Here is a 25,295-nt window from a genome sequence, read left to right as displayed (position 1 = left end):
CCGCTTCACTTGCGCGAGTACGTACCCGCCAGCCGACTGGCGACCAATTGCGCCACGGCCGAGACATTTTCGTCCAGGTCGAGGTAGAAGTGGCCGCCCGGGAAGGTGGCGCTGGCGAATTCGGCGACGGTGTAGCCGCGCCACTCCCCCACCTGATCCTCCGACATGGTCGGATCGGCGGTGCTCGCCATGGCGGTGATCGGGCAGCGCAAGGGATCTCCGGGTCGATGGCGATAGGTCTCGACCGCTTGGTAGTCGGCGCGCACGGCGGGCAGCACCAGTTCGGCGAGGCCGGGTTCCGCACGCAGCATGCGGACGGGCTCGGGATCGTTGGCGAGGAGTTCCAGTTGCCCGATCAGACCGTCGTCGGGGCCCTCGTGCAGGCGGCCCGGTTCGTCGAAACCCGGTGCGGGACGGCCGGAGACGAACAAGTGGGAGACGGAGCGCCCTGCGGCTTCCAGACTGCGCGCGGCCTCGTAGGCGACCGTGGCCCCCATGCTGTGCCCGAAGATGGCCACGGGCACGCTGGCGGGCCAGCGCAACACATCCTGTACGGCCGGGTCCACCAGTTGGCCGAGCTCGGTGACCGGCGCTTCGCCGATACGATCCTGGCGGCCCGGGTACTGCACGCCGAATACCGCTGTACCCGAGTCGAACCGCTGCGCGAACGCGCGATACGCGGTGACCGAGCCGCCGCCGGGCGGGAAGCACACCAGCACGGTTCGGGGGTCGGCATCGGAACGCAACTCGCGCAGCCACATTGTGCCGGTGAGTTTTGCCACCACGGCGGAGCCTCCTTCGGGCGTTAGTGTCGAACTCGTGGATACGTACGCGACGCTGGTCGGCGACTACGAGTCCGGGGTCGGTGTCACTCGATCGAGTATGCCCGCCGTCGAACCCGGCGCGAATCTGGCTGCGACGCTACCGGTGTGGCCGCTGGCGGGCGGGGCGGTGGCGGCCTTCGCCGCAGCGGCGGATCGGCGGCGCGTGGACTGCGGAGTGCAGCCACTGCGTAGCGCGATCGATCCGGGCCGAGTGGCGGCCGCGTTCGCGAGCGAGAAACTGTTCCGTCTCGGTGGAAGCCCGGTTGACGCCTTCGCGGAACTTTCCGGGTTCTTTCAGAGTGCGGACGCCTGGGTGCGTACGCACGCCAACTATCCGCATCATCGCGAACGCCTGCTGACGGCCCTCGAACTGCCCGCCGACGCCACCCGCGAGATCATGGTCGCGCGAATCGCGACGCTGTCCGCCGCCGATATCGAGCAGCGCGCGGCCGAATTCGACGCCATCGCGGTGCGGGTGCGGACCGAGCGGGAGTGGGCGGACAGCCCGCAGGGCAAGGCCGGTGCGCAGGGACCGTTGGTTGCCGTGAAAGTGCGCGAGGACGGTGTAGCGGACAAATCTTTCACCGGCACAACACCGATCGCAGCGGCCACCGCGACCCAAATGCTGCCTTTGCGGGGAGTACGGGTGCTGGATCTGACGCGCGTGATCGCCGGGCCGGTGGCGACCCGGGCCCTGGCATTGCTCGGCGCTGATGTGTTGCGGATCGATCCGCCGCGGCTGCCCGAGATCGGATGGCAGTATCTGGACACCTGTCAGGGGAAGCGGTCCACCCTAGTCGATTTGCGTACCGAACTCGCTGTTTTTCGCGAATTGATCAGCAGTGCGGACATACTCATCACAGGTTACCGACCGGGCGCTTTGGAACGGCTCGGCGTGCGTCCCGGAGAAATTCGGCCGGGAATTGTGCACGGCCGAGTTTCCGCGTGGGGAACGAGCGGTCCGTGGCGGGATCGGCGGGGTTTCGACAGCATCGTGCAGGCCGCCTCAGGAATTTCTCTCATCGAAGGCGCACAGCGTAATTCCCGCGGCGAAGCGCCCGTCGGGGCGTTGCCCGCCCAGGCGCTCGATCACGCGAGCGGGTATCTGCTCGCCGCGGGCGTGCTGGACGCGCTCGGGTCACGCGGGCGCGACGGCCTCGGCCGGGATGTGCGGGTCGCTTTGGCGCGCACGGCGTCGTGGCTGCTCGGAGCGGCCGGTCGAACAGCGGATCACCCTGCGGCACAGGCTCCCTCACCATCCTATGCGGTTACTCACGACGCGGTGACGACCGCCGCGCCCACACTTTCGGACTACCCGGACCACCCCTGGCCCGCCCCGCCATACGGTGCGGACGCACCGGGTTGGACTCCCCGACCGGACGGTTCGGAATAGCCGCAGGGGCCTTCACATCCGAGTGCACGCACACCCGTAAGTGCATCCACGCACCCTCGCAAAATTATTGGCGAATATCGCGAATTACGTTTCGGCAAAGAGGTTTTGAGCCGTTAATATCTGAGATCCTGAAACCGACATCATTATTGCCAACACTTCTGCCGGCATGTAGATGGAGGACGTCACCGTGGACTCACCTACTCCCATGCTTTCTGCCGCCCAGGACGGCGGCACTGTCACGGTGGGAAGACGGGAGTGGCTCGGCTTGGCCGTTCTTGCCCTCGCATGCCTGGTGTATTCGATGGACCTCACCGTCCTGCACTTGGCGGTCCCCGAGATCAGTGCGGTCCTGCGCCCCACCAGTTCCCAATTGCTGTGGATCATCGACGTCTACGGTTTTCTGGTGGCTGGGCTGCTGCTCACCATGGGCACCATCGGAGATCGCATCGGCAGACGACGACTACTGATGACCGGGGCGGCGGCCTTCGCCGCGGTGTCGATCATCGCGGCGTTCGCGCCCTCGGCCCCGGTGCTGATCGGATGCCGGGCCATGCTCGGCATCGCGGGCGCAACCCTCGCACCCTCGACTTTGTCCTTGATATTCACCATGTTTCGCGATCCGGCCCAGCGGTCGGTGGCGGTCGGGGTGTGGGTGGGGTCCTATTCCGTCGGCGGGTCCATCGGGCCGCTCGCAGGCGGACTGATGCTGGAGCATTTCTGGTGGGGCGCGGTGTTTCTGCTGGCCGTGCCGGTCATGGTGCTGCTGCTGATTCTCGCGCCGCGGGTGCTGCCGGAGTTCCGCGATCCCGATGCGGGGCGGTTGGATCTGATCAGCGCGGCCATGTGTACGGGCGCGGTGCTCACGGTGGTGTTCGGCATGAAAAAGGTTGCGCAGGACGGGCCGGGCACGCTCGCGCTGGGCGCGCTGGCCGCCGGGCTGATGATCGGCGTGCTGTTCGTGCGGCGCCAGCTCACCGCGGCGGAGCCGATGCTGGATCTGCGGCTCTTCCGGCTCGGTAGCTTCCGCACGGCGCTGGCCATCAATATGGTCGCCATCTTCGTGGCGTTCGGGTACTTCCTGTTCGTGGGGCAGTACTTCCAGCTGGTGCTGGGCATGTCGCCGCTGCGGGCCGGAATCGCCACCATTCCAGCCGGTTTGGGCTTCATGATCGGGTCGCAGCTGGGTCCGCGAATCGCGAGGTTCGTGCGGCCCGCCTACATGATCGGCGGCGGGATGGCCATGGCGTCGGCCGGGCTGCTGCTCCTGACCCAGATCACCGCGACGGGCGGGGTGGAGCTGACGATAGGTGCGTCCCTGCTGGTTTCATTCGGCCTGGCCCCCGTGTTCGGAATCACCACGGAGCTGATCGTCGGCACCGCTCCCCCGGAGCAGGCCGGTGCGGCCTCGGGGCTGTCCGAGACCGGCGCGGAATTCGGTGGCGCGCTCGGCATTTCCATTCTGGGCAGCATCAGTATCGCCATCTATCGCACCCAGCTGGGCAGCAGCATGCCCTATGGCCTGCGCGATCCCGATGCCCGCAGCGCCCGCGACACCCTCGGTGCGGCAATGGAAGTGGCGAACTCCCTGCCCGGAAAGCTCGGCGATGCGGTTGCCGATGCCGCCAAGCACGCCTTCCTCGCGGGTATGCACCTCACCTCCGCCATCGCGGCCGGAGCCGCACTCGTGATCGCGCTCATTGCCATGGCACGTCTGCGGCACATCCCGGCCGGGTGAAGGCCCGCGAGATCGCTGGTGTTTCGGCGGTCACTTGCCGCGTAGGGCTCGTATCGCGGTGACCAGATCATCGCCGTCCATGAGGTCGGCGGTGGGGCCGATGAGCGATTGTGTGGCCATGCCCTGAAACATGACGAAGATCAGCCTCGCGACCGCGGTGGCCTGTTTGTCGGTCAGGTCCGGGTGTGCGCCCTGCAGGGCGGCGGCGATATCGGAGCGTGCGCGGCCGGTGGCCTCAGCCATGAAGATCTGCGCTTCGGGGTTGCGGGCGATCTGAACACCGTTCTCGAAGCTCAGGAGCAGTGACTGCTGGTTCTCCTGAATGACGTCCACGAGGCCGTTCCAGGTGGCGGCCAGGGAGTCCCAGAGTGAGTGGCCCTCCCCCGCGTCCTTGATGGCCTTGTCGATGCCGTCACCGATCTCGGTGCCCACGCCGTCGGTCAGCGCCTCCATGACGAGGAGGTCCTTGGAGCCGAAGTGATAGCCGATGGCGGCCAGGCTCACTCCGGCCGCGGTCGCGATGTCGCGGGCGGTCACCTTGGCCAGACCGCGATCGAGTATCGCCTGGCGAGCGCCCGTCAGAAGGTCTTCTCGGTTTCCCATAACCCCCACCGTAGCAGCGTCTTAGACATCTGTTCTAGACATGGGTGCACGTGTGTGTTAGACATATGTCTCAGACGAACGTGCTTCATCAAACAGGGAGTTCCACCATGAGCAACACCAACCTCCGCATCCTGGTCGCCGGCGGCGGCATTGCCGGTAATGCCGTTGCGCTTCAGTTGCTTCGGGCCGGGATCGCGACGACTGTAGTCGAGCGCGCCGAAACTCCCCGACCGGGCGGCCAGGCCGTCGATTTGCGCAGTGCCAGCAAGGAAGTGGCCGAGCGCATGGGTCTGATGGAGGGCATCCGGAAGTACCAGCTCCGGGAGGAGGGCATGAAGCTGGTCGATCGCCAGGGCCGCGATATCTACGGGATGTCCGCCGATATGTTCGAGGGCAAGGGCCCGATCGCCGAGATCGAGATCACCCGCGGTGACCTGAATCAGGTGCTGCTCACCGAGCTCGCCACTGTCGCAGGCAATCTGGACTACCGCTATGGCGAGTGGATCGAGGAGCTGAAGCAGGACGAGTCGGGCGTGGAGGTCACTTTCGCCTCCGGCACGACGGAGCGTTTCGACCTGGTGATCGGCGCGGACGGGGTGCATTCGGCCACCCGGCGGATGGCCTTCGGACCGGAGGAGGACTTCGGCACTTACCTCGGCGGGTACATGTCTTTCTTCACCATCGACACCCCGGCCTCGGTCAAGCCCCACTGGATGACCCTGCACTCGGTGCCGAGCGCCTCGGTCGGCATCCGGCCCGATGGGGACCCGGCCACCTCCAAGGCGATCATCACCCTGCGCGCCGAGAAGGATCCGGCGCTGCGCCGCGATGTGGCCGCGCAGAAGAAGCTCATCGCCGACATGCTGTCGGAAGCGGGCTGGCTGGCTCCCGAGGTGCTCGCGGCCATGGAGGACACCCCGGACTTCTACTTCGACGAGCTCGAGCGCGTCGATATGCCGAGCCTGAGCGCCGGACGGGTCACGCTCCTGGGCGATTCCGGCTTCTGCGGCTCCCCCATGACCGGTATGGGCACCGCCATGGCCATTGTGGGCGCGTACATCCTGGCCGGTGAAATCGCCTCGACCCCCGAGGATCTCACCGCCGCGCTGGCCCGCTACGAGGCCGCGGTCACCCCGTTCCTGGACAAGGCCAAGGAGCTCCCCGGCGGCGGCCTCAAGATGATGCTGCCCACCTCCAAGCTCGGCCTCAAGATGGTCATGCAGGTCGGCAAGCTCATGACGACCCGCCCCTTCCGCCCGATCATGATGAAGATGCTGGACAGCACCGAGGACTACGTCCTGCCGACCTACTGAACGCCACCGACTACCCTCGAAGCGTGCGGCAGATGATGATCATGGACGTCGATACCGGCATCGACGATTCGCTGGCTCTGCTTTATTTGCTCGCCTCGCCGGAGGCGGAGATCGTCGGGATTGCCGCCACCGCGGGGAATGTGCCCGCGCCCCAAGTGGCGGCGAATAATCTGGCCTGGCTGGATGTGTGCCGGGCGCCCGAGATCGAGGTGGCGCTGGGAGCGGAGGAGCCGCTGGCGATTCCGCTGCGGACCACCGAGGACACGCATGGGCCGCAGGGGGTCGGGTATGCCGAATTGCCCGCTTCGGGGCGGCAGCTTTCGGAGCGGTCGGCGGCGCAGATGTGGGTCGATCTGGTCCGGGCGCATCCGGGCGAGATCGTCGGATTGTGCACGGGGCCGCTCACCAATCTCGCACTGGCGGTGCGGATGGAACCGCGGCTCCCCCAGCTGCTTCGGCGGCTGGTGATCATGGGCGGGGCGTTCAACCATCCGGGGAACACCACGCCCACGAACGAGTGGAATGTGCACGTCGATCCGGAGGCCGCCAAGGAGGTGTTCGACGCCTTCTCCGCCGCGCCGGCGGATCGGCGGCCGCTGGTCTGCGCGCTCGATATCACCGAGACCATCGAGATGCGGCCCAAACATGTGGCGCTGCTGGCGGAACGGGCCGGGAGCCTGCCGGTGGAGCTGGTGACCGAGGCCGACGGGCCGGACATGCGTTCGGCGGCCAGCAATCCGATCATTCGGCATTTCACCGATGCGGTGCGGTTCTACTTCGACTTCCACAAGCTGTATGACCAGGGGTATCTGGCGCATATGCATGATCCGTTCGCGGCGGCGGTCGCGCTGGATCCGCGACTGGCGGTGACCAAACCGGCCACCGTGGATGTGGAATTGGCGGGGACGATCACGCGTGCCACCACCGTCGCGGACTGGGCGGGTATGTGGGGGCGCGAACCCAATGCGGACATTGTGATCGGTACCGATCCGGAGGACTTCTTCGATCGGATGATCAGCCGGGTGGGTGATTTCGCGCGGTCGGTGTATCCGGCGCAGGAGCTGGGAGAGGCGGATCGGTGACGGGCGAGACCGATCTCGACTATGTCACCGAGTTCCGTGATCGGCTCGGGCTGTCCGCGATCGTCGATATCCATACGCATTTCATGCCGGAGCAGGTCATGCGGAAGGTGTGGGAGTACTTCGAATCCGCCGGGCCGCTGCTCGGGCGGACCTGGCCGATCTCCTATCGTGACGAGGAGCAGGTGCGGCTGAAGACGCTGCGCGGCTTCGGGGTTCGCGCCTTCACCTCACTGGTGTATCCGCACAAGGCGGATATGGCGGCCTGGCTCAATGAATGGTCCGCCGACTTCGCCGCACGCACCCCCGACTGCCTGCATACCGCCACCTTCTATCCCGAGCCCGGGGCGGCCGCCTATGTGGAGGCAGCACTCGAGGCCGGTGCGCGAATCTTCAAGTTGCATGTGCAGGTCGGCGGTTTTCATCCTGGTGATCCGCTGCTGACCGAGGTCTGGGGCATGCTCCAGGAGGCCGGGGTTCCGGTGCTCATTCATTGCGGATCCGCGCCGGTCGGACGGGAATTCACCGGCCCGGAGCCGATCGCCGCACTGCTGCAACGCTTTCCCCGGTTGCGGCTGATCATCGCGCATATGGGCGCGCCGGAGTACTCCGAATTCCTCGATATCGTGCAGGCTCACGAGGGTGTCCTGCTCGACACCACCATGACCTTCACCGACTTCTTCGAATCGCAGGATCCCTTCCCCGCCGGGGAGCGCGGCCGCCTGCGCTACTTCGGCGACCGCATTCTGTTCGGCAGCGACTTCCCGAATATCCCGTACTCCTACGGACACGCCCTGTACGCGCTCGAACGCCTGAACCTCGGCGATGATTGGCTGCGCCAGGTCTGCCACGACAATGCGGCCCGCGAATTCGGCCTCGACCGGGTCTAGTTCACGTCAGGCGTAAGAGGAACCCCGCGTCGAGCAACCAGACCACCACGGCGTGCATCATCAGGTGAAAATCGGAGACCATCAGGGTTCATCTCCTCGAGCCAGAACCGGACGCCACTGCCAGGCATCCTGCACTCATGATCCTCCGCGGGCGGGTGCGGCGGAGGGTTACGGCAACGAGATTTCCTGTGGCTCCGGCGCGTTCACTGTTCGCTGTGCAGCTGGACTTCCGCGAGATCCTCGACCGCGACATCGGCTCCGCTTTCGCGCAGGCGCTCGGCGTGCCCGCCACGGTTCACGCCGATCACCAGGCCGAATCCACCGTCGTGACCGGCTCTCACTCCCGCCTCCGCGTCCTCGACGACCACGGTCCGGTCCGGGTTCGCGCCCAATCGGCGTGCTGCCTCGAGCAGCATGTCCGGATCCGGTTTGCCTGCCAGTCCCAGTTCTTCGGCGACGACGCCGTCCACTCGCACCTTGAACAGATCGCCTACACCGGCCGCGCGCAGTACCTCGGCACAGTTGCGGCTGGCCGAGAAGATGGCGGTGCCCAGTCCTGCGGCCTGTAGCCGGTGGATCAGCGCGACCGTGGAATCGAAGACCGGCACGCCGTCGCGGGCGATGCGGGCCAGGAACAGGCGGTCCTTGCGACTGCTCAGGGCGTAGACCGTGTCGGCGTCCGGGGCGTCGGAGGGATCACCCGGGGGTAGTGAGATACCCCGGGCGGCAAGGAAATCCACGGTTCCACGGGTGCGCGGTTTGCCGTCGACCCAACGTAGATAGTCGTCCGGGGTGAAGGGCGAGTGGTCCTCCCCCGGGACGGCCGGTCGGTGGGCCAGGAAATCGTTGAACAGTTCGGTCCAAGCCGCCGCGTGGATGGAGGCGCTGTCGGTGACCACCCCGTCCATATCGAAGATCACCGCATCGTGCCGCCGCGAATCGATGAGCGGGGCCGCCGTTCTCGTATCTCGCACATCTTCCAGGGTGAGCCGGTCGGTCGGCTCGTTCAAGGGGCTATGTGTCTCCCGGACCCACCGGGATCAGCAAGATCGGGACCGATGCCGCGCCGATCGTCTGCCGGACGCTCCGGGCCCGGCCGGGCAGCAACTGCCTGGACCAGCCGAGCACGATCAGGTCGGCCTCCTCGGCCGCCACGTCCACGATGCTCTCGCCGGGCACGCCGCTGCGCACCGTGACCGTCTGGCATTGGCCGGGAAAGTAGGGGTGGCAGTAGCGGGCGAGGAATTCGTTCTCCCAGGCGGTGCGCGCGTGCGCCGCCTGATCCCAGTGCGCCGGAACGGTATCGCGGTCGAAGACGTGCAGCACCATGATCTCGATACCCGCCGCACAGAACTGGCCTACGGCCTCCGCCACCGACTGCGCCGCTTCCTCGGTGCCGTCCAGGGGCACCAGGATCCGCTCGATCCCGTACGGGCGCGATTCCCGAGCGAGCGGCTCCAGCGGGACCAGGACCAGCGGAATCGTGGTGCGTTGCACAATGTCCCAGGCGCCGTCGCGCAGGGCGAGCACGCCGATCACCGCCTCGGGCTCGTGCAGCCCGTGGACGAATTCGTCATCGGAGACCTCGGCGGGGACGATCCGCAGTTGCGCGTCGACCACCTTCTCCAGGGCGGTGGCGACCTCGACGGCCGGTTCCGCGAAACGGACCAGAATATGGTTCACGGCTTTCCTTCCTTCGTTGCGGGCCACCAGGATTCACCGCTGAACACCTGCGGCGGGCGATCACCGACCGCGACCGGGAGTGGTCCGTCGACCCGTATCCGCACGCCCGCTCGCTCGATGTCGAGGCGGACACTGCGGCCGAGGCAACGGAAAGCGAGGCCCAGCCGGGGCCAGCGGTCCGGTAGCACCGGCGCTACGGCGAGCACGCCGTCACGCACTCGCACGCCGCCGAAACCATTGAGCATGGCCTGCCAGACGCCGCCCAGCGTGGCCATGTGCAGGCCCGAGGCGGTGGAACCGGAGCGGTCGTCCAGGTCCAATCGCAGTGCGGGGCGCAGGGTTTCGACGGCCTCATCGGGACGTCCGGCGCGCGCCAGCAACGCGGCCATGATCGCGGTTGACAGCGAGGAGCCGTGGGTGGTGCGCGGGGCGTAGAAGTCGAGATTCGGCACAAGGGAGCCGGGTGCCACCTCATCGGGTATCAGGTGGTGCAGCATCAGCACATCGGGTTGTTTGATCAGCTGAGAACCGGCGACCCGGGCCTGACCGAGCAGCACGTCCGCGGCCACGGGTGGGCGGGTGACCTCGGCGGCCATCAGGGGTTCCAGGCCGAAGTATCCGCTGAACTGCTCGTAGCGGCCGTCCGGGTGGAGCTGGTCGACAATCTGGTCGGCCAGCGCGCGCCAGGCGGCGAATTCGTCGGCCTCGGCCGCGTTCCGGGGTTCGAGGCGGGCGGCGCGGCGCAGGTTCCAGCGGGCCATCACATTCGTGTAAGCGTTGTCGTCGACCGATTCGTGGTATTCGTCGGGGCCGATGATCTGCTCCAGGTGCGCGCGGCCACGGGCATCGACCCGCATTCGCGATGCCCAGTAGCGGGCCGTCGCGGTGAGTAGTTCGCGCGCGGTGGTCGTGGCAAACTTCGGTCGCCCGGTCCACTCCGCGTAATGATCGGCCGCCCAGGCGACATCCGCGGTGATGTGTTCCTCGCGAGTCCCGGTCAGGATGGGAACCTCTGTGCCGCCGAGGAATCCGCTGCGCGGGGTCACATCCGTGCCGTCCGCCGCCGACTCCCACGGGAACCGGGCTCCGGCGTAGCCCTCGGCGCGTGCCCGCTCCCGGGCCGCGTTCAGGCGGCGCAGCCGGTAGGCCACCATCGCCTCGGCCGCCTCGGGATCGAGGCTCACCATGGCGGGCAATACGAATGCGTCCATATCCCAGAAGACATGACCGAGGTAGCCCGCGCCGGAGATGCCGCGCGCACCGATCGCGGACTCGCCGTGCGCGTCCGCATTGGACCACAGCTGGAACAGCGCGAATCGCACGGCCAGTTCGGTGTCCGGATCATCGGGCAGGTCGATGCCCGCGGTGGCCCAGCGCCGCGCCCATACCCGGCGCTGGGCGCTGAGCAGGCCGTCGAACCCGTCGTCCCACGCGCGCCGCAGCTCGCGCCGCGCCCGCGTCGCCCCGAGATCGGCGGCGTCGGCGGCGAATACGGCGATCCGATCGAGCCGACCGGCGACCTGCCGTTGTGCGGCCAGCGCGACAATCGCGGCCTGCGCGGATTCGACTCGGACGCCGCATGTTTCAGCGCTATCGTGACCGGGCGTGTCGACCTCGGTGACAGTGACCGCCGGATCGGAAGGCGGCGGGTCCAATGCCCGCCCGGGCGTACACCGCCCGGCCGCTGCCTCGACTCTGATCGCCATCACACCCGGCCGCTCGGCACAGGCGAATCGGGTGCTCCGGAAATCACCGTCCTCCTCCCGCCGGTGCAGCACACCGGAATACAGGTCGAGGAACCATTCCGCCTCCGCGGGCGCGGGGTTCACATTCACCAAGGTCCAGCGCGACCCCTCCAGCAGATGTTGCTGCGGGCCTTCGCCCACATAAGCCCCCGCGACCAATACCCCCGGAGCCGAGTCGATTCCGGCCTCCTCGGGCACGCCCACTTGTGCGAACCCGCCGGACCCCACCGTGAACACCGCCGCGTCGGATACCGCATGCCGTAATCGATGCTCCCGCACCGTCCATCGGGCATCGGCAACCACATCATCGAGCCGTGTGGCATCAGGGGCAGATCGCAGACGATCAGAGTTCATTCGTCGAACCAATCCCACGTTCGGGCTGTGTCCCCCTCCATGGTCCTCCGCGAACGAGCCCGGTGTGGCGTTCAAAGGCCACACTTCGAAATTTGTCGGTGCCCAATGGCACCATCCCCACATGGTCACCGTGGAGGATGTGCGCGCACTGGCACTCACCCTGCCCCGCTCCTACGAGGCAATCGTGCGAGACCGCATCAAGTTCCGGGTCGGCCGAATCGTCTACATCGCCTTCACTCCGGACGAAACCGTCATGGGCTTCGCCTACCCGAAGGCCGAACGCGCCGCCCTGGTCGCCTCGAACCCCGCCAAGATCCTGATGCCGCCTACGGTCGACCTCCGCTACAACTGGGTCGACTGCCGCCTATCCGCCCTAGATCCAGATGAGATGCGCGAGTTCGTGATCGAGGCCTGGCGGATGGTCGTACCGAAGTTTCTGCACGACCATCCGAGCACTGCCGGGTAACGGCGGCCGATCACACCTCCAGGTCCTCCTCGATGCTCTTGAGGCGGTGGCGGGCCATGGCGAGGTTGGCTCGGCCTCGGTCGAGGGCGAGGTAGAGGAAGAGGCCCTTGGATTTTCGGCCGGTCATGGGGCGGATGACGTGGTATTGGTTGGAGAGGGTGATGAGGATGTCTTCGATTTCCTCTTTGAGGCCGAGTTGGTCGATGGTGCGCAGTTTGGCGCGGACGACTTCGGTATTTCCCGCGGCGGCTATGCCGAGGTCCAAGGTCTTGGAGCTGCCGAGGACGCCTAGGGCCATGCCGCTGTTGTAGTCGACGACCGCCGCGCCTATCGCGCCGTCGATCACCATCATGTCCTTCAGTGCCACATCCATATTGGACATGTCGATCCTTTCATTCTGTTTTCCTCGGGAGGTCATTGGGCGAAGCGGTGAGGTGGTCGGCGATGGTGCGTGCGACGGGGCGCGACTCCAGGTGCAGGCGGCCGACATTCACGTCGGGGCCCGCGAGGACGGTGAGGGAGGCGGTCCAGCCGGCCGCGTAGATCACCACGTGGCCGCCGGAGCCGCGCACCACGATCTCGTGGAAGCCGCCGTCGTGCGCGGTGATGGAGAGGCGGTGCGAGAGGGACAACTGTGAGGCGGTGAGGGCGGCCATGCCGGTCGGTTCGATATGTGCCGGGAGATCGTTCGCGATGAGCAGGCCGTCGGTGGAGGCCACCAGGGCACCGGTCAGCTGCGGGACGCGGGCGCGCAAGGCCCGTAGTTCCGCCAGCACCACCGCATTCGGATCGGGACCGGACATCGGCACCTTGGTCAACCTTCCCATCAGTTCGCGGAGACCTTTCTTCCGCGGCGTCACGCAAGCCCCTCCAAGGCGGCGCGCACGCGGACGAGTACATCGGGGTCGAGCGGCTGCCAGTGATCGGCGGCGGGGGCGGCCACCGCCGCGCGGACACGGCGGCGCAGTGGCGGGATACCGGCCGCGGGAGTGGGAGTCACCGGTTCGATGACCATGGGTTCGGCCGTCTTGATCGAGACGGGGGTCGCCACCGGTAGTTCGATCAGGCCCGCTGTGGTCAGTTCACGGACCGCGATCAGGCAGCCGTAGGTGGTGCGGCCCAGGTCGCGGGCGATGCCGGTGACGCTGCGGCGGGTGTCGGCGGCCGCGAGCACCTCGACCTGACCGCCGGTGAGCGACAAGCGTTTTCGATGAATGCGGCGCACGGGAATGACCGGTGCGCGATCGACGAGATCGACGGGCCACGGACCGGCCTGCGGGTCGCCCCGGCGGGCGCACTCCTCGAGCAGCGCATGGGGTGTGATGTGGCAGATCGGGGCCAGCCAGTGTGGGGGCGCGGGCCGAAACTCGGGAACGGCGGGCGAGGCCAGCAGGAAATAGGCGGCGTCGTACACCGACAGCACCGCAAGGGTTTCCAGCTGCGGCTTGTGCAGCAACCGCCCGGTATCCCCCGCCTCGGCGCGCTGCCATCCCTCCTCGGTCGCCACTCCCGCCTCCACGGCGAGCCGGTCCAGCGTGGTCGCGCGGCGGCAATCGGCCGAGGCGATCACGCCATCGGTGAAATGGAATGCGCCGTCACCCACTCGCAGCACCCCGGTGCGCCTCTCGTTTTCCAGTCGCCGCAGTGCGATTGCGAGTTCAATGCTCATGACCGTCCTCGGCGAATTCAGCGAGAATTCCGCGCAGCCGGAATCGTGCCATCGCCAGATTGCCGGTGTCGTCATCGAAGAGGACGTGGACGAAAAGGCGGCCGTCGAAGTCGCCGTTCACCAGATTCAACAGGTGATAGCCGCGATTGCCGCCGATAATGATCTCGGTGATGTCATCGCCCGGGCGGCCGGTCGCCAAGGCGGGGCAGCCCAGCACGGCGCGGACCACATCGGTGGTGGTGGCGGCGTCTTCATGCTCGTCGACCAGATCGTGATGACCGGCGGCGGCAATGGCCAGCCCGCTCGCGCCGTCGACCAGGGTGACGCTGCGCGCGCCGGGGATCTCCATGATGCGCTCGAGGCATCCGTCAATTCCGAGCACCGCTCCACCACTTATCAATTGAGAGTTTGAGCGAACCAGACGCTACACACGCGCGCCGTCCCACGTACGGCGAATGCGCAGAATTCCGAATAGTTGCCGACATGGCTGAAATCCGCGAACATTCTATCGGCGGAGCACGTCTCGTAAATCAAGTACCGAAAGGTATTGAATACCAATAGGTACTCTCGTTTCGATCACTCGGATGCGCGATGACCAGAAATCGCACGCTGGTACCGGTCGATGAGATTACCCAGGGCCACAGCCAGTTCCGGTGAATCCACGACCTCGAAGTCGGCACCGAGCATGCCCAAGTAGAGCGCCAGCAACTCCGGACTGTCCGAGCCGGGTTCGAAGGCGCAGCGATTCTCGTCGAGCACCTCGATGTCCACGGGTATGGGCAGCCGGTCCCGCACCTGAGCGGCAGGGGCATGCACGATGACGCGCGCCCGGAAATGCCAAGTGGCCTCACCGATTCGGCGTTCCACACGGGCGGCGATCTCGGCATCCGGAGGCAGGGCGCGCGGGGTGAAGCGTGGGCCATTGGGGGTGCGCGGCTGAATACGGTCGGCCCGGAAGGTACGCCAATCCGACCGATCGATATCCCAGGCCAGCAGGTACCAGAGCTGACGGTGATTCACCAGGCGATGCGGCTCCACCGAACGACGGCTGGCCGAACCGGAATGCGCCCGATAGTCGAAGCGCAGTCGCTCATGGTCACGACAGGCCCCCGCGATGATGGTCAGCACCTCCGGGTCCACGCGCGGGCCGCGCGAGGGAATCGGCAGGGCGTGCTGGAAGGCATCCACGCGATGCCGAATGCGGGAAGGCAGCAGTTGCTGCAACTTGGTCAGCGCACGCAGTGCGGATTCCTCGATACCCGCAATGGAACCGATTGCGGCGGTACGTAATCCAATCGCCACCGCGACGGCCTCCTCATCGTCGAGCAGCAGCGGCGGCAGCGCCCCACCCACACCGAGCCGATAGCCACCGGCAGCCCCGGGACGGGCCTCGACCGGATAGCCGAGCTCACGCAACCGGTCGATGTCATTCCGGATCGTGCGAGTGGTGACATCGAGCCGGGCAGCCAACTCCGGCCCCGTCCAGTCGCGCCGGGCCTGCAAGAGCGACAGTAGGCGCAGCAGGCGCGCCGAGGTCTCCAACATTTCTCGAGGCTATCTCGCGAATGCGGAACGAAGCTTTCCGCAATGCTCCGTAGGTTTTGGATATGAGCTCGAAGGAGCCCATGAAGCACTAGCCCTCAGTGGACGGAGTTACCTTGATGAGCACCGAGATTCGGCCCTTCCGCATCGATATTCCGCAGTCCGAACTGGACTACCTGCACGACCGTCTCGCCCACGCCCGCTGGAGCGGCCAGGTCCCCGGCACCGGCTGGGAGCGCGGGATCGCCCTGGCAGACCTGAAGGAACTCGCCGAATACTGGCGGACCGAATACGACTGGCGCGCCATGGAAGCCCGGCTCAATGCCTATTCGCAATTCACCACCGAGATCGACGGACAGCAAATCCATTTCCTGCATGTCCGCTCCAGCCATCCCGAGGCCAAACCGCTCTTGATCACGCACGGATTCCCGAGCTCGGTGGCCGAATTCATGGGTCTCCTCGACCTTTTGGTCGATCCCGCCGAGGGCCAGGCCTTCCATGTCGTGGTGCCGTCACTGCCCGGGTACGGGTTCTCGACTCCGCTCAGCGCGGCCGGATGGTCGATGGGGCGGACCGGGCGAGCCTGGGTCGAACTGATGCGGCGTCTCGGATATGAGCGCTATGGCGTGCACGGCGGAGATATCGGGGCCGGGGTCTCGGGGATGGTCGGAAGCCTCGATGGCGAGTATGTGCTCGGCATCCACGTGGTGACCGATCCGCTGACGGCCGCCAATACGGCAACCTTCCTGCCCGGGATGGCCGACCGCCTCGATCCGAATGATCCGGTGGACAAGCTGATTCTGACTCGAATGGAAGAGTTCCGCCGGGTCGGTTCCGGCTATCTGGCCATCCAGAACAGCCGCCCCCAAACCATCGGCTACGGACTGACCGACTCCCCCATCCTGCAATTGGCATGGATCGCGGAGAAGTTCACAGAGTGGACGGACCTGCCCATCGACCGCGATCAGCTCCTCACCACGGTGTCCCTGTACTGGTTCAACGGAGCCGGTGCGACGGCCGCGCACACCCTGTTCGACCAGTCGCACTCCTCGGAGTGGGGCGGCCCCGCATCGGTGTCGCAGGGCTTCGCGGTATTCGGCGCGGACGAGACGGTCCGCCGCCTGGTCCCGGTCCCCGAAGGCAGCCACTGGACGGAATTCGAACGCGGCAAGCACTTCCCGGCCATGGAGGCCCCGGCCCTACTGGCCAAAGACTTGCAACAATTCTTCGGCCCCCTGAACTGAGGTCAAAGTTCACGAGCATGCACTGGCGCAGGCGCTTCTCGGGCGATGCCTACACCAGTGCATGTTGATCTTCGGCTATTCACGAAGCCGCGGTGGAGCGCGGTATCGCGCGCCGAAGCCCGCTGTCCAGGCCTCGATATGTTGTGCCGGTTCATGATTCAAGTGATCGAGCGGTGCTACTATCGGTTGTAGTAGAGGGGAGAACAATCATGGAAACCATCACCGTCGAACGCTTCATCGCCGCCCCACCCAAAGCAGTTTTCGACTGGCTCGCGGACGCGGGCAACTACACCCGCTCCTTCCTCGTACTGCGGTCACGCCTGACCCACCCGGGCGAAACCGCCCCCTACGGCGCAGGCGCAGTCCGACTCCTCACCGTGGTGATCGGCTGGTTCCAAGAGCGAATCACCGCGTACAACCCACCCCACGATTTCGCCTACCTCATCGAACGCAGCTTCCCGCCAATACGGCACGAGGGTGGCCAACTGAAGTTCACCGAGGTCGAGGGCGGCACCCACGTCACGTGGACAACCACAGGCCAGATTGCGTCCCCCGTCGCCGCCGCCCCACTCACCCGCCTCCTCCTGAAACCAACCCTCACTTACGCATTCGGCAATCTCCTAGCAGCCGCCGATAAGGCCCTCACCCACTGACCCGGGCCTCGGGCCGCCGGTGCGGTAGCGCGACGCGGCAGCCGCAACGTGGACAGACCGGCGGGGTGACATGGTGCCACTGCGCGGCGAGCACGTGGGTGAGTTGATAGCCGGGTGAGCCTCAATATGTTGTGCCGGTTCATGATTCAAGCGGCGAAGCAGTGCTACTATCGATTGTAGTAGAGGGGAGAACAATCATGGAGACCATTACGGTCGAACGCTTCATCGCCGCGCCGCCCAAGGCGGTTTTCGAGTGGCTGGCGGACTCCAGCAACTACACCAGCTCGTCGGTCGTACTGCGGTCCCGGCTGAGCCACCCGGGAGAGACCGCACCGTACGGGGTCGGCGCGGTACGAGCGCTCACCTGGACGATCGGCTGGTTCCGAGAGCGAATCACCGCCTACAACCCGCCATACAGTTTCGATTACCTGGTCGAGCGCAGCTTCCCGCCATCCCGACACGAGGGTGGCCAACTGAAGTTGACCGAGGTCGAGGGCGGCACCCACGTCACGTGGACGACCACCGGCGAAATGGCGATCCCGTTCGCCGCCGCACCCCTCACCCGCCTGCTCATGAAACCAACCGTGGTTTACGCATTCGGCAAAGTCCTAGCAGCCGCCGACAAAGCCCTCACCCGCTGACCTGTCCCCCACCCACGGTCGCCCAGTCATTCGGATGCCCGTGCACAGAGGGGTCATACAACACCACAAACCAAAACTGCTGTGGGGCCGACAACGGAAACGGCCCCACAGCCATCTCCTCAGAGGTATACCGATCATCACTGGACGTCCGAACCCACTTGGGCGCCCCGCCCTGCTGATCGAGCCACTTCTGAAACACCGACCGAGACGGCTTCGCCGCCATGATCACCGATAGCAGCGGCAGCGAATCCAGTTCCTCCACCGTCGAAACGAACCGTAGGTCGTCACTCACAACGTTTAACCTCCGAACTCTCCACCCAGCACACCTACGGTAAACACATCCCACTCCCCTGCGGTGAAAACCAGCACTGCGCCTTGCGGATTCTTAGAGTCCCGAACGCCGACCGAGCCACCCTCGAGGAACGCGACCTCCACGCACTGGCCACTTGTCTCACTGAAGCTGCTCTTGAACCAACGCGCTCCGGACGTGTCAACGTTCACTGTTGAATCTCCTAGCTACCTGCCGTATCAGGTCTCGCGACCGCACCTCGTCCAGCGCAGTGGACCGTACGGCCTCAGCGAACTCATGGTAGCGCCGTACAACATCACTCTTCTCGATGTAGAGATCGCTGCTCATGGCACCGTCGAGGTACACGATCGGAGGCTCGATAGGTCGCCCCTTGCTGTCGTTGCCGAAATCAAGCAGGACGAAAGGGACTGCGGGCAAACCCCAAACCGACCCAGCGGAGAAGGGGTGCACGCGCAGCGAAATGTTGGGCCGCTTGCTCACCTCTGCGAGCTCCCGCAGCTGAGTCGCCATCACCTCCGGGTTACCGATCACCCGGTACAGGGCCGATTCATGGAGTAGGACATCCAGCGCGAGCGGGCTTGTCTTGCGCATGACGAGGATCTGTCGATCGAGCCGGACCTGGACCCGCCGTTCGATGTCGTCTCGACTGCCGTCGGCGAAGAACGCGCTGATCATCGCCCGCGCATAGTCTGCGGTTTGCAGCAGACCGGGCACCAACTCCTGATAGGAGATGAGCGTGCGCGCAGCACGTTCCATGTTCACGTACATATTGAAGGCATCGGAGAACAACCCACCGAGCGAAGTGATGCCGCCTTCGTCCTTGGCCGCTGCCGCGCGAGAAGCCAGCCCGACCGCCTTCTCGGTTTGGTCGGCATCGACCTCGTACAGCGAGCACAGTTCGCGCACATCCTGCCGACGTGGATTCACCGTCCGCCCGGTCTCGAGCCGCTGTAGCGCATTGAAGCTCAACTGCACCTCTTTGGCGGCATTGGCAATCGACAGCCCCTGCCCCTCCCGAGTCTCACGCAGGAAGCGCCCCAATTGCCGACGCATCAGCGTCGGCGACGTACCTTCATCCACCTCAGGCATCGCTGGCTCCTCGAATGTGAATCCCTCATCCACACGAATCCGCCTACCTATCTTCCGCAAATCCGCATCGCCTCATGGCATTTCAGACGAACCAATCTGAATATTCGGATACCACTCATGCACTCAGTTGCGAGTGATGTGCTTATCGCAGACCCTCCCGACCAGCCACCCACGCGGATGAGGCGCTGACATGGACAGCACACGCGACATCGAGATCCGAGTCCTCTGCGACGTAATCGACGCGGTTGAGTCCCTGCTACAGCAACTCGAGGCCTCGGGCCGCACCATCAAGGCGCCTAGATCGCATATCTATGCGGCGGTAATCCAAGCTGTAATCGCCAGCGCCCGTGCCTCCGGCCACTACGGCCCAGGCAGCCTGGCCTACGCACCCCTACTGGACGCAATCCTCACCGGCGCCGACCCAACCCCCTGGGACACAGCAATCTTCACCGTCCTAATGGACACCGCCGCCCTCAACTAGCGCCCCCCAACACTGAAACACGTTCAGTAGGGACATTAGGCAGGGGTAAACGGACAAAACCCCGGCTCATGTCCCCTCTCGACGAAGGCAACCCGGCCACACCCGTCGGGCCGAGGACTCGACCCCTTCGGCGAAGCGAAGCGAGCCGTAAGGGTCTTCTTCTCTTCTCGTCCAGGCGTCTTTTATCTTGTATCTCTTGTCTTTCCGTCCTTACATACTTCCGTCGAACGCCCGAAGAATCTCCTCAGCAGCCAGCGCCGGAGTCAAAGACCCATCCCGGACCTGCTTCTCCACCTCAGCGCGAAGAGACTTCACGCTCGGATTCTCCGTAAGACGCCGAAGCAGACTGTCGTGCACCATAGTCCACGTCCAGTCAACCTGCTGACGACGCCGCTTCTCCCCGAATTCACCTGCCTCGGTCAAGGTTCGACGGTGGATAAGCACCGTGTCCCAAAACTTGTCCAACCCAGTACCGTTCAGCCCGCTCATCGTGAGCACCGGTGGATGCCACAGAGACTCACGCGGGTGAATCAACCGCATGGCACCCGCCAGCTCACGGGCCGCCCCCTTGGCCTCGAGCTCGTGCTTACCATCGGCCTTATTGACCGCGACCAGGTCAGCCAACTCCAGAACACCTTTTTTGATGCCCTGCAACTGATCCCCGGTGCGCGCCAACGTCAGGAAACAGAACACGTCGACCATGTTCGCGACCGTCACTTCGGACTGCCCGACACCTACGGTCTCAACCAAGATCACGTCGTAACCCGCGGCTTCGAGCAGGACGATGGTCTCCCGGGTCGCCTTCGCCACGCCACCGAGGGTGCCCGCCGTGGGCGACGGGCGGATGAACGCATCGGGTTCCACCGACAGGCGGGCCATGCGGGTTTTGTCACCGAGGATGGAACCACCGGTACGGGTGGACGACGGGTCCACCGCCAGCACCGCGACGCGATGTCCCTGCCCGATGAGATACATGCCAAGCGCGTCGATGAAGGTCGACTTGCCGACGCCCGGGACGCCGGTGATGCCGACTCGGTTCGAAACCACTTGCTCGCCTTCGGGAGCGAGCTTCAGCAGTAGTTGCTGGGCCAGCTCCCGATGGTCGGTGCGGGTGGATTCGACCAGAGTGATAGCGCGTGCCAGCCCGGCACGCTGCCCGGCCCGCACGTCCGCGGCCAGCTGATCAACATCGACCACCCGCCGCGCGGCCTTCACCGCGGGACGCGGAGCACTCCCGGACATGGCCACTCCTGCAGTGCTGCCAAGCCGAGGGTGGTCACTGCCACCCTCGGCCGCCGCACGTCCGGCGTCGGTCATTCGCTTGCGCCGGTGCCGATCTCGTGGCCGAGTTCGGCCCCCAGCTTCTTGATGAGATCGATGGCCGCGTCGGCGATAACGGTGCCGGGCCCGAAGATGCCCGCGGCACCGGCGGCGTACAGCTCGTCGTAGTCGCCGGGCGGGATGACGCCGCCGACGGTGACCATGATGTCGGGGCGACCGACATCGGCCAATGCCTGCTTCAGGGCGGGCACCAGCGTGAGGTGGCCTGCGGCCAGCGAAGACACGCCGACGACGTGCACGTCATTGTCGGCCGCCTGCTGCGCCACCTCTTCAGGAGTCTGGAACAGCGGGCCCACATCGACATCCATGCCGAGGTCGGCGAACGCCGTGGCGATCACCTTCTGGCCGCGGTCGTGGCCGTCCTGCCCCATCTTGCAGATCAGGATGCGGGGGCGACGGCCCTCCGCCTCGGCGAATTCCTCGACCAGTTCGATGGCCTTGCTGATGTTGGACACCTTCCCGGCCTCCTCCCGGTACACGCCGGAGAGCGTGCGGATTTCGGCCTGATGGCGGCCGTACACCTTCTCCAAAGCATCGGAGATCTCACCGACGGTCGCCTTGGCGCGCGCGGCGACAATCGCCAGGGCCAGCAGGTTATTGTCCATGCCGCCCTCGGAAGAGGCTGCGGCACGGGTCAAGTCGGCGAGGGCGCGTTCAACCTCAGCGGTGTCGCGCTCGGCGCGCAGGCGCACGAGCTTCTCGTTCTGTTCGGCGCGCACGCGGGAGTTCTCGACCTTGAGGACCTCGATCGCCTGGTCCTCTTCGGCCCGATACTTATTGACGCCGACCACGGCCTGCTGACCGGTGTCGATGCGCGCCTGCGTGCGGGCCGCGGCCTCTTCGATGCGCAGCTTCGGGATGCCTTCCGAAATCGCCTGCGCCATACCGCCGTGCGCCTCGATCTCGGCGATGTGGGCGCGGGCCCGCTCGGCCAGCTGGTGGGTCAGCCATTCCAGGTAGTACGAGCCGCCCCACGGGTCGGCGGGGCGAGTCGTATTGGACTCCTGCTGAATCAGCAGCTGAGTGTTTCGCGCGATGCGGGCGGAGAAGTCCGTCGGCAGCGCGAGCGCCTCGTCCAGGGCGTTGGTGTGCAGCGACTGGGTGTGCCCCTGGGTCGCGGCCATGGCCTCCACACAGGTGCGGGCCACATTGTTGAACACGTCCTGCGCGGTCAGCGACCAGCCCGAGGTCTGCGAATGCGTGCGCAGGGCAAGCGATTTCGCGCTCTTGGGCTCGAACTTGGCGACCAGCTCACTCCAGAGCAGCCGTCCCGCACGGAGTTTGGCGACCTCCATGAAGAAGTTCATGCCGATGGCCCAGAAGAACGACAGTCGCGGCGCGAACTTGTCGACCTCCATGCCCGCGTCGATACCGGCCTTGATGTACTCCACGCCGTCGGCCAGGGTGTAGGCCAGCTCCAGGTCGGCCGTGGCTCCGGCTTCCTGAATGTGGTAGCCGGAGATGGAGATCGAGTTGAACTTCGGCATCTTCGACGAGGTGAACGCGAAGATGTCGGAGATGATCCGCATGGAGGGCTTGGGCGGGTAGATGTAGGTATTGCGGACCATGAACTCTTTCAGAATGTCGTTCTGAATGGTTCCGGCCAGCTGCTCGGGCTTGACGCCCTGTTCCTCGGCGGCGACGACATACAAAGCCAGAATCGGCAGCACCGCGCCGTTCATGGTCATCGACACCGAAACCTGGTCCAGGGGAATCTGATCGAACAGTTCCCGCATATCCAGGATGGAGTCGATGGCGACACCGGCCATGCCCACGTCGCCGGTGACGCGCGGGTGGTCGGAGTCGTAGCCACGGTGCGTGGCCAGGTCGAAGGCTACCGAGAGGCCCTTCTGACCGGACTGCAAGTTGCGGCGGTAGAAGGCATTCGAGTCCGCGGCGGTGGAGAAGCCCGCGTACTGGCGAATCGTCCACGGCTGGTTCACGTACATGGTCGGGTACGGGCCGCGCACGAACGGGGCCAGGCCCGGCACGCTGTCCAGGGGGTAACCCTCGGCGACGATCGCGTCCCGGTCGGCCTTGGTGAACACCGGCGGCACGTCGATGCCCTCGGGGGTCTGCCAGGTCAGTTGTTCCGGCGCATAGTGATTCGCGGCGGCGGCTTCCTTGACGAAGGCGTCCACCTGCCCGGCCTCGACCGGAGCGGTGTCCGGCTCCCCCAGTGGAACCTCGGCGAAATTGCCGATCAGATGCTTGATATCGCTCATCGCTATGCTCCCAGCTTTTCCAGCAGGCCGGACAGACCAGTCACCGCATCCATCCGAGCCGTCAGGAATCCGTCCGGCCGCTGCGCGCCGGTCAGGTCCGCGACCGCCTTCTCCGCACCGGCGAGCAGCACGGTGGTCACACCGGCCGCCCGCAGCGCATCCACCGCGGCCGCGGCGTCCGTGCCGTAGCGCGAGTCGGAGCCGCACAGCACCGCGACGGTGGCACCGGATGCCGTTGCCGCAGCGCCGATTCCGGCGGCTTCCAGCGCGCCCGGGTGGATCGTCTCGATGCCACCGGAGGCGAGCAGGTTGGCGGTGAAGGTGACACGCACATTGTTCTCCGAAACCGGGCCGAGCGGCACCAGCAGCGCCTTCGGCCGCGCGCCGTTCGCGGCCAGGAAGGCATCGGAGCGATTGCGCAGTGCCTCGAAGGCCGCGCCGTAGCGGGCGATCTGGCCCTGCACGCGGGCCGCCTCGGACAGCGGCTCCTCACCCAGGTTCGGGAATTCATTGACGCCCGTGACGGCCGTCTTGCGGTGCGCCACATCGGAATCGCGCTTGGCGCGGGTCTCGGCAATCCGCTCGGCGAGCAGACCGGCCTGCAAGGCCTCGAGGTAGCCGCCCGCCTTCTCGATCTCCTGCATGAACTCCCACGCCTTGGCGGCGAGCTCATCGGTGAGCGATTCGACGAACCAGGAGCCCGCGGCCGGGTCCTGCACGTGACCCAGGCGCGACTCCTCGAGGAGCAGCAGCTGGGTATTGCGGGCCATCCGGTCCGAGAACACCTTGGACACACCGAGTTCCCCGGCGGGCAGGGCATCATCGAACGGCAGCACCGTGACGATATCCGCGCCGCCGAGACCCGCGCCGAAGGCGGCCAGAGTGGTGCGCAGCATGTTCACCCACGGGTCACGCTGGGTCATCATGGCCGGGGAGGTGACGGCCTGCTGCGGCGCATTGCCGAAGGCGGGAGCACCGCACACCTGTGCCACGCGCGCCCAGAGGCGGCGTGCGGCACGGAATTTCGCGATGGTCTCGAACTGGTCGTCGGTGGCGGCGAGCCGGAAGTCCAGCTGGCTCAGCGCATCCGCGATATCGGCACCGGCACCGGTGAGGGCGCGCAGGTATTCCAGGCCCGCGGCCACGGCCGCACCCAGTTCCTGCGCGTCGGAGGCACCGGCATTGTGGAAGGCCACGCCGCAGACGGTGATCGCGCGCACCGATTCCGGCCGTGCCACCGCCTGCTTGGCCAGTTCGACCGCGCCATCCAGGTCGATGGCAGTGGAGCCGCCGAACAGACTGGTCAGTGGGGTCGCACCGAGGTTGACTCGAATGTCCTCGCGGTTCACGGCCGCACCCTGCGCAGTCGCATAGGCGTCGAGCACCGAGAACACCTGCGCCGCGGCCAGATCGGTGTCGGGACCGGCGTTCAGGGTGAGTGGAGCCAGCTCGAAGAGCAGACCCTTCAGTGCGGTCGGCAGATCCGTGACCGGCACGCCACGCTCACCGGCGCTGAGCCAGATCGCGCTGACGCCGTTCTCTAGCGCGTGCAGGATGTCCTGGTTCACCGCCTTGGCGTCCGAGCCGCCGAAGCGCTGGCTCACGTACCACCCGCGATGCACGTCGCGAGTGGCGTCGCCACCGCGCACGAACGGGAATTCACCCGGCAGCGGCTGCTCGGGCAGCTCATCGCGGCGCGTGTAGAGGGGATTGACGGTGAGGCCGTCGTAGGTCGAGACCGCGAGCAGCTTCTCCGGCTCGTCCGGCAGTTCGGTTGCGTCCACCCTGCGGGCCTTCGCCAGCACCCCGGCGACACCCTTGCGCCAGGCGGCATACTCGGGCACCGGGCCCGTTTCCGCGTCGGAAGCAATCGGCATAGCTGCTGTTTCCTTCTCCCCACTCACTGACCGAAAGGTCGATTTGCGGTGCATACGCACAGCTCAGCGCCCACTTCGGTTAACGAGCATTCATCGTCTTTCCCCTGATGCTAGCGGGCACTTCCCCATGACATCCGC

General features: G+C 66.0%; 25 protein-coding genes. 10 read left to right on the top strand and 15 right to left on the bottom strand.

The genetic code is table 11. The features are described 5' to 3' along the window. Positions 1-5: 5 nt before the first annotated feature. The gene (locus AB0N05_RS12895) at positions 6-785 is read right to left on the bottom strand and encodes an alpha/beta fold hydrolase (RefSeq protein WP_364691790.1); all 780 of its coding nucleotides are present in this window, start codon (positions 783-785) and stop codon (positions 6-8) included. Positions 786-819: 34 nt separating this feature from the next. On the opposite strand from AB0N05_RS12895, the gene AB0N05_RS12890 reads away from it, so the two are divergent. Together AB0N05_RS12890 and AB0N05_RS12885 are read left to right on the top strand one after the other, a co-directional pair. After that, entirely contained in the window at positions 820-2,217 is a 1,398-nt protein-coding gene (locus tag AB0N05_RS12890) for a CoA transferase (protein ID WP_364691787.1), read from the top strand. 205 nt (positions 2,218-2,422) lie between these two features. Further along, positions 2,423-3,952, top strand: a complete 1,530-nt coding sequence (locus tag AB0N05_RS12885; protein ID WP_364691784.1) for an MFS transporter — start codon at positions 2,423-2,425, stop codon at positions 3,950-3,952. A 30-nt stretch (positions 3,953-3,982) separates the two neighbouring features. Here the strand turns inward: AB0N05_RS12885 and AB0N05_RS12880 are convergent, their stop codons facing one another. Then, positions 3,983-4,555: a TetR/AcrR family transcriptional regulator gene (locus tag AB0N05_RS12880; RefSeq protein ID WP_364691782.1), complete on the bottom strand. Its 573-nt coding sequence runs from the start codon at positions 4,553-4,555 to the stop codon at positions 3,983-3,985. Between the two features lie 107 nt (positions 4,556-4,662). Between AB0N05_RS12880 and AB0N05_RS12875 the strand changes: the two genes are divergently transcribed. Genes AB0N05_RS12875 through AB0N05_RS12865 form a run of 3 tightly spaced genes read left to right on the top strand, consistent with a single transcriptional unit; the run spans position 4,663 to position 7,837 of the window. After that, positions 4,663-5,868, top strand: a complete 1,206-nt coding sequence (locus AB0N05_RS12875; protein ID WP_364691779.1) for an FAD-dependent monooxygenase — start codon at positions 4,663-4,665, stop codon at positions 5,866-5,868. Positions 5,869-5,900: 32 nt separating this feature from the next. Further along, positions 5,901-6,950, top strand: a complete 1,050-nt coding sequence (locus tag AB0N05_RS12870) for a nucleoside hydrolase (RefSeq protein WP_364692347.1) — start codon at positions 5,901-5,903, stop codon at positions 6,948-6,950. Then, positions 6,947-7,837: an amidohydrolase family protein gene (locus tag AB0N05_RS12865; protein WP_364691776.1), complete on the top strand. Its 891-nt coding sequence runs from the start codon at positions 6,947-6,949 to the stop codon at positions 7,835-7,837. The genes AB0N05_RS12870 and AB0N05_RS12865 overlap by 4 nt, the downstream gene beginning before the upstream one ends. A 203-nt stretch (positions 7,838-8,040) precedes the next feature. Here AB0N05_RS12865 and AB0N05_RS12860 read toward each other — a convergent pair whose 3' ends face one another. Genes AB0N05_RS12860 through AB0N05_RS12850 form a run of 3 tightly spaced genes read right to left on the bottom strand, consistent with a single transcriptional unit; the run spans position 8,041 to position 11,619 of the window. After that, entirely contained in the window at positions 8,041-8,847 is an 807-nt protein-coding gene (locus AB0N05_RS12860) for an HAD-IA family hydrolase (protein ID WP_364691773.1), read from the bottom strand. Positions 8,848-8,851: 4 nt separating this feature from the next. Continuing rightward, positions 8,852-9,520 carry a universal stress protein gene (locus AB0N05_RS12855; protein WP_364691770.1) on the bottom strand — a complete coding sequence of 223 codons (669 nt, stop codon included), beginning with the start codon at positions 9,518-9,520 and terminating at the stop codon, positions 8,852-8,854. Then, entirely contained in the window at positions 9,517-11,619 is a 2,103-nt protein-coding gene (locus AB0N05_RS12850; protein ID WP_364691767.1) for a glycosyl hydrolase family 65 protein, read from the bottom strand. The genes AB0N05_RS12855 and AB0N05_RS12850 overlap by 4 nt, the downstream gene beginning before the upstream one ends. Before the next feature lie 121 nt (positions 11,620-11,740). On the opposite strand from AB0N05_RS12850, the gene AB0N05_RS12845 reads away from it, so the two are divergent. Continuing rightward, positions 11,741-12,085 (top strand): hypothetical protein, encoded by a 345-nt coding sequence (locus AB0N05_RS12845; RefSeq protein ID WP_364691764.1) that lies wholly within the window; start codon positions 11,741-11,743, stop codon positions 12,083-12,085. Positions 12,086-12,095: 10 nt separating this feature from the next. On the opposite strand, the gene AB0N05_RS12840 is transcribed toward AB0N05_RS12845, so the two are convergent. From AB0N05_RS12840 to AB0N05_RS12820, 5 genes are all read right to left on the bottom strand, one after another. Then, positions 12,096-12,467, bottom strand: a complete 372-nt coding sequence (locus AB0N05_RS12840) for a hypothetical protein (protein ID WP_364691761.1) — start codon at positions 12,465-12,467, stop codon at positions 12,096-12,098. Positions 12,468-12,477: 10 nt separating this feature from the next. Further along, on the bottom strand, positions 12,478-12,912 hold the full coding sequence (locus tag AB0N05_RS12835) for a roadblock/LC7 domain-containing protein (protein WP_364691758.1): 435 nt from the start codon (positions 12,910-12,912) through the stop codon (positions 12,478-12,480). Between the two features lie 29 nt (positions 12,913-12,941). Then, entirely contained in the window at positions 12,942-13,754 is an 813-nt protein-coding gene (locus AB0N05_RS12830; protein WP_364691756.1) for a hypothetical protein, read from the bottom strand. Continuing rightward, positions 13,744-14,136, bottom strand: coding sequence for a hypothetical protein (locus AB0N05_RS12825; protein ID WP_364691753.1), 393 nt, complete (start codon positions 14,134-14,136; stop codon positions 13,744-13,746). The genes AB0N05_RS12830 and AB0N05_RS12825 overlap by 11 nt, the downstream gene beginning before the upstream one ends. 194 nt (positions 14,137-14,330) lie before the next feature. Next, complete coding sequence (locus AB0N05_RS12820) at positions 14,331-15,299, bottom strand: YafY family protein (RefSeq protein ID WP_364691750.1); 969 nt, start codon at positions 15,297-15,299, stop codon at positions 14,331-14,333. Positions 15,300-15,415: 116 nt separating this feature from the next. Here AB0N05_RS12820 and AB0N05_RS12815 point away from each other — a divergent pair, with 116 nt between their 5' ends. The 3 genes from AB0N05_RS12815 to AB0N05_RS12805 all read left to right on the top strand — a co-directional run bounded on the left by AB0N05_RS12815 (position 15,416) and on the right by AB0N05_RS12805 (position 17,834). Then, positions 15,416-16,540 carry an epoxide hydrolase family protein gene (locus tag AB0N05_RS12815; RefSeq protein ID WP_364691747.1) on the top strand — a complete coding sequence of 375 codons (1,125 nt, stop codon included), beginning with the start codon at positions 15,416-15,418 and terminating at the stop codon, positions 16,538-16,540. A gap of 209 nt (positions 16,541-16,749) precedes the next feature. Then, positions 16,750-17,193, top strand: coding sequence for an SRPBCC family protein (locus tag AB0N05_RS12810; RefSeq protein ID WP_364691744.1), 444 nt, complete (start codon positions 16,750-16,752; stop codon positions 17,191-17,193). Positions 17,194-17,390: 197 nt separating this feature from the next. Then, complete coding sequence (locus tag AB0N05_RS12805; RefSeq protein WP_364691741.1) at positions 17,391-17,834, top strand: SRPBCC family protein; 444 nt, start codon at positions 17,391-17,393, stop codon at positions 17,832-17,834. Between the two features lie 297 nt (positions 17,835-18,131). Here AB0N05_RS12805 and AB0N05_RS12800 read toward each other — a convergent pair whose 3' ends face one another. Together AB0N05_RS12800 and AB0N05_RS12795 are read right to left on the bottom strand one after the other, a co-directional pair. Further along, positions 18,132-18,335: a DUF397 domain-containing protein gene (locus AB0N05_RS12800; RefSeq protein WP_364691738.1), complete on the bottom strand. Its 204-nt coding sequence runs from the start codon at positions 18,333-18,335 to the stop codon at positions 18,132-18,134. Next, on the bottom strand, positions 18,325-19,266 hold the full coding sequence (locus AB0N05_RS12795; protein WP_364691735.1) for a helix-turn-helix transcriptional regulator: 942 nt from the start codon (positions 19,264-19,266) through the stop codon (positions 18,325-18,327). The genes AB0N05_RS12800 and AB0N05_RS12795 overlap by 11 nt, the downstream gene beginning before the upstream one ends. A gap of 157 nt (positions 19,267-19,423) precedes the next feature. On the opposite strand from AB0N05_RS12795, the gene AB0N05_RS12790 reads away from it, so the two are divergent. Further along, entirely contained in the window at positions 19,424-19,714 is a 291-nt protein-coding gene (locus AB0N05_RS12790) for a hypothetical protein (protein ID WP_364691733.1), read from the top strand. 210 nt (positions 19,715-19,924) lie between these two features. Here the strand turns inward: AB0N05_RS12790 and meaB are convergent, their stop codons facing one another. The 3 genes from meaB to AB0N05_RS12775 form a co-directional block, all read right to left on the bottom strand. Beyond that, positions 19,925-20,956, bottom strand: a complete 1,032-nt coding sequence (gene meaB / locus AB0N05_RS12785) for a methylmalonyl Co-A mutase-associated GTPase MeaB (RefSeq protein ID WP_364691730.1) — start codon at positions 20,954-20,956, stop codon at positions 19,925-19,927. A gap of 71 nt (positions 20,957-21,027) precedes the next feature. Then, entirely contained in the window at positions 21,028-23,286 is a 2,259-nt protein-coding gene (gene scpA, locus AB0N05_RS12780; RefSeq protein WP_364692344.1) for a methylmalonyl-CoA mutase, read from the bottom strand. After that, complete coding sequence (locus AB0N05_RS12775) at positions 23,283-25,157, bottom strand: methylmalonyl-CoA mutase family protein (protein WP_364691727.1); 1,875 nt, start codon at positions 25,155-25,157, stop codon at positions 23,283-23,285. The genes scpA and AB0N05_RS12775 overlap by 4 nt, the downstream gene beginning before the upstream one ends. Positions 25,158-25,295 lie beyond the last annotated feature (138 nt).

It is taken from the genome of Nocardia sp. NPDC051030, assembly GCF_040683015.1.
Classification (GTDB): Bacteria; Actinomycetota; Actinomycetes; order Mycobacteriales; family Mycobacteriaceae; genus Nocardia.
The sequence above is the reverse complement of the archived record's forward strand: the minus strand, read 5'-3'. Positions and strand labels throughout refer to the sequence as shown.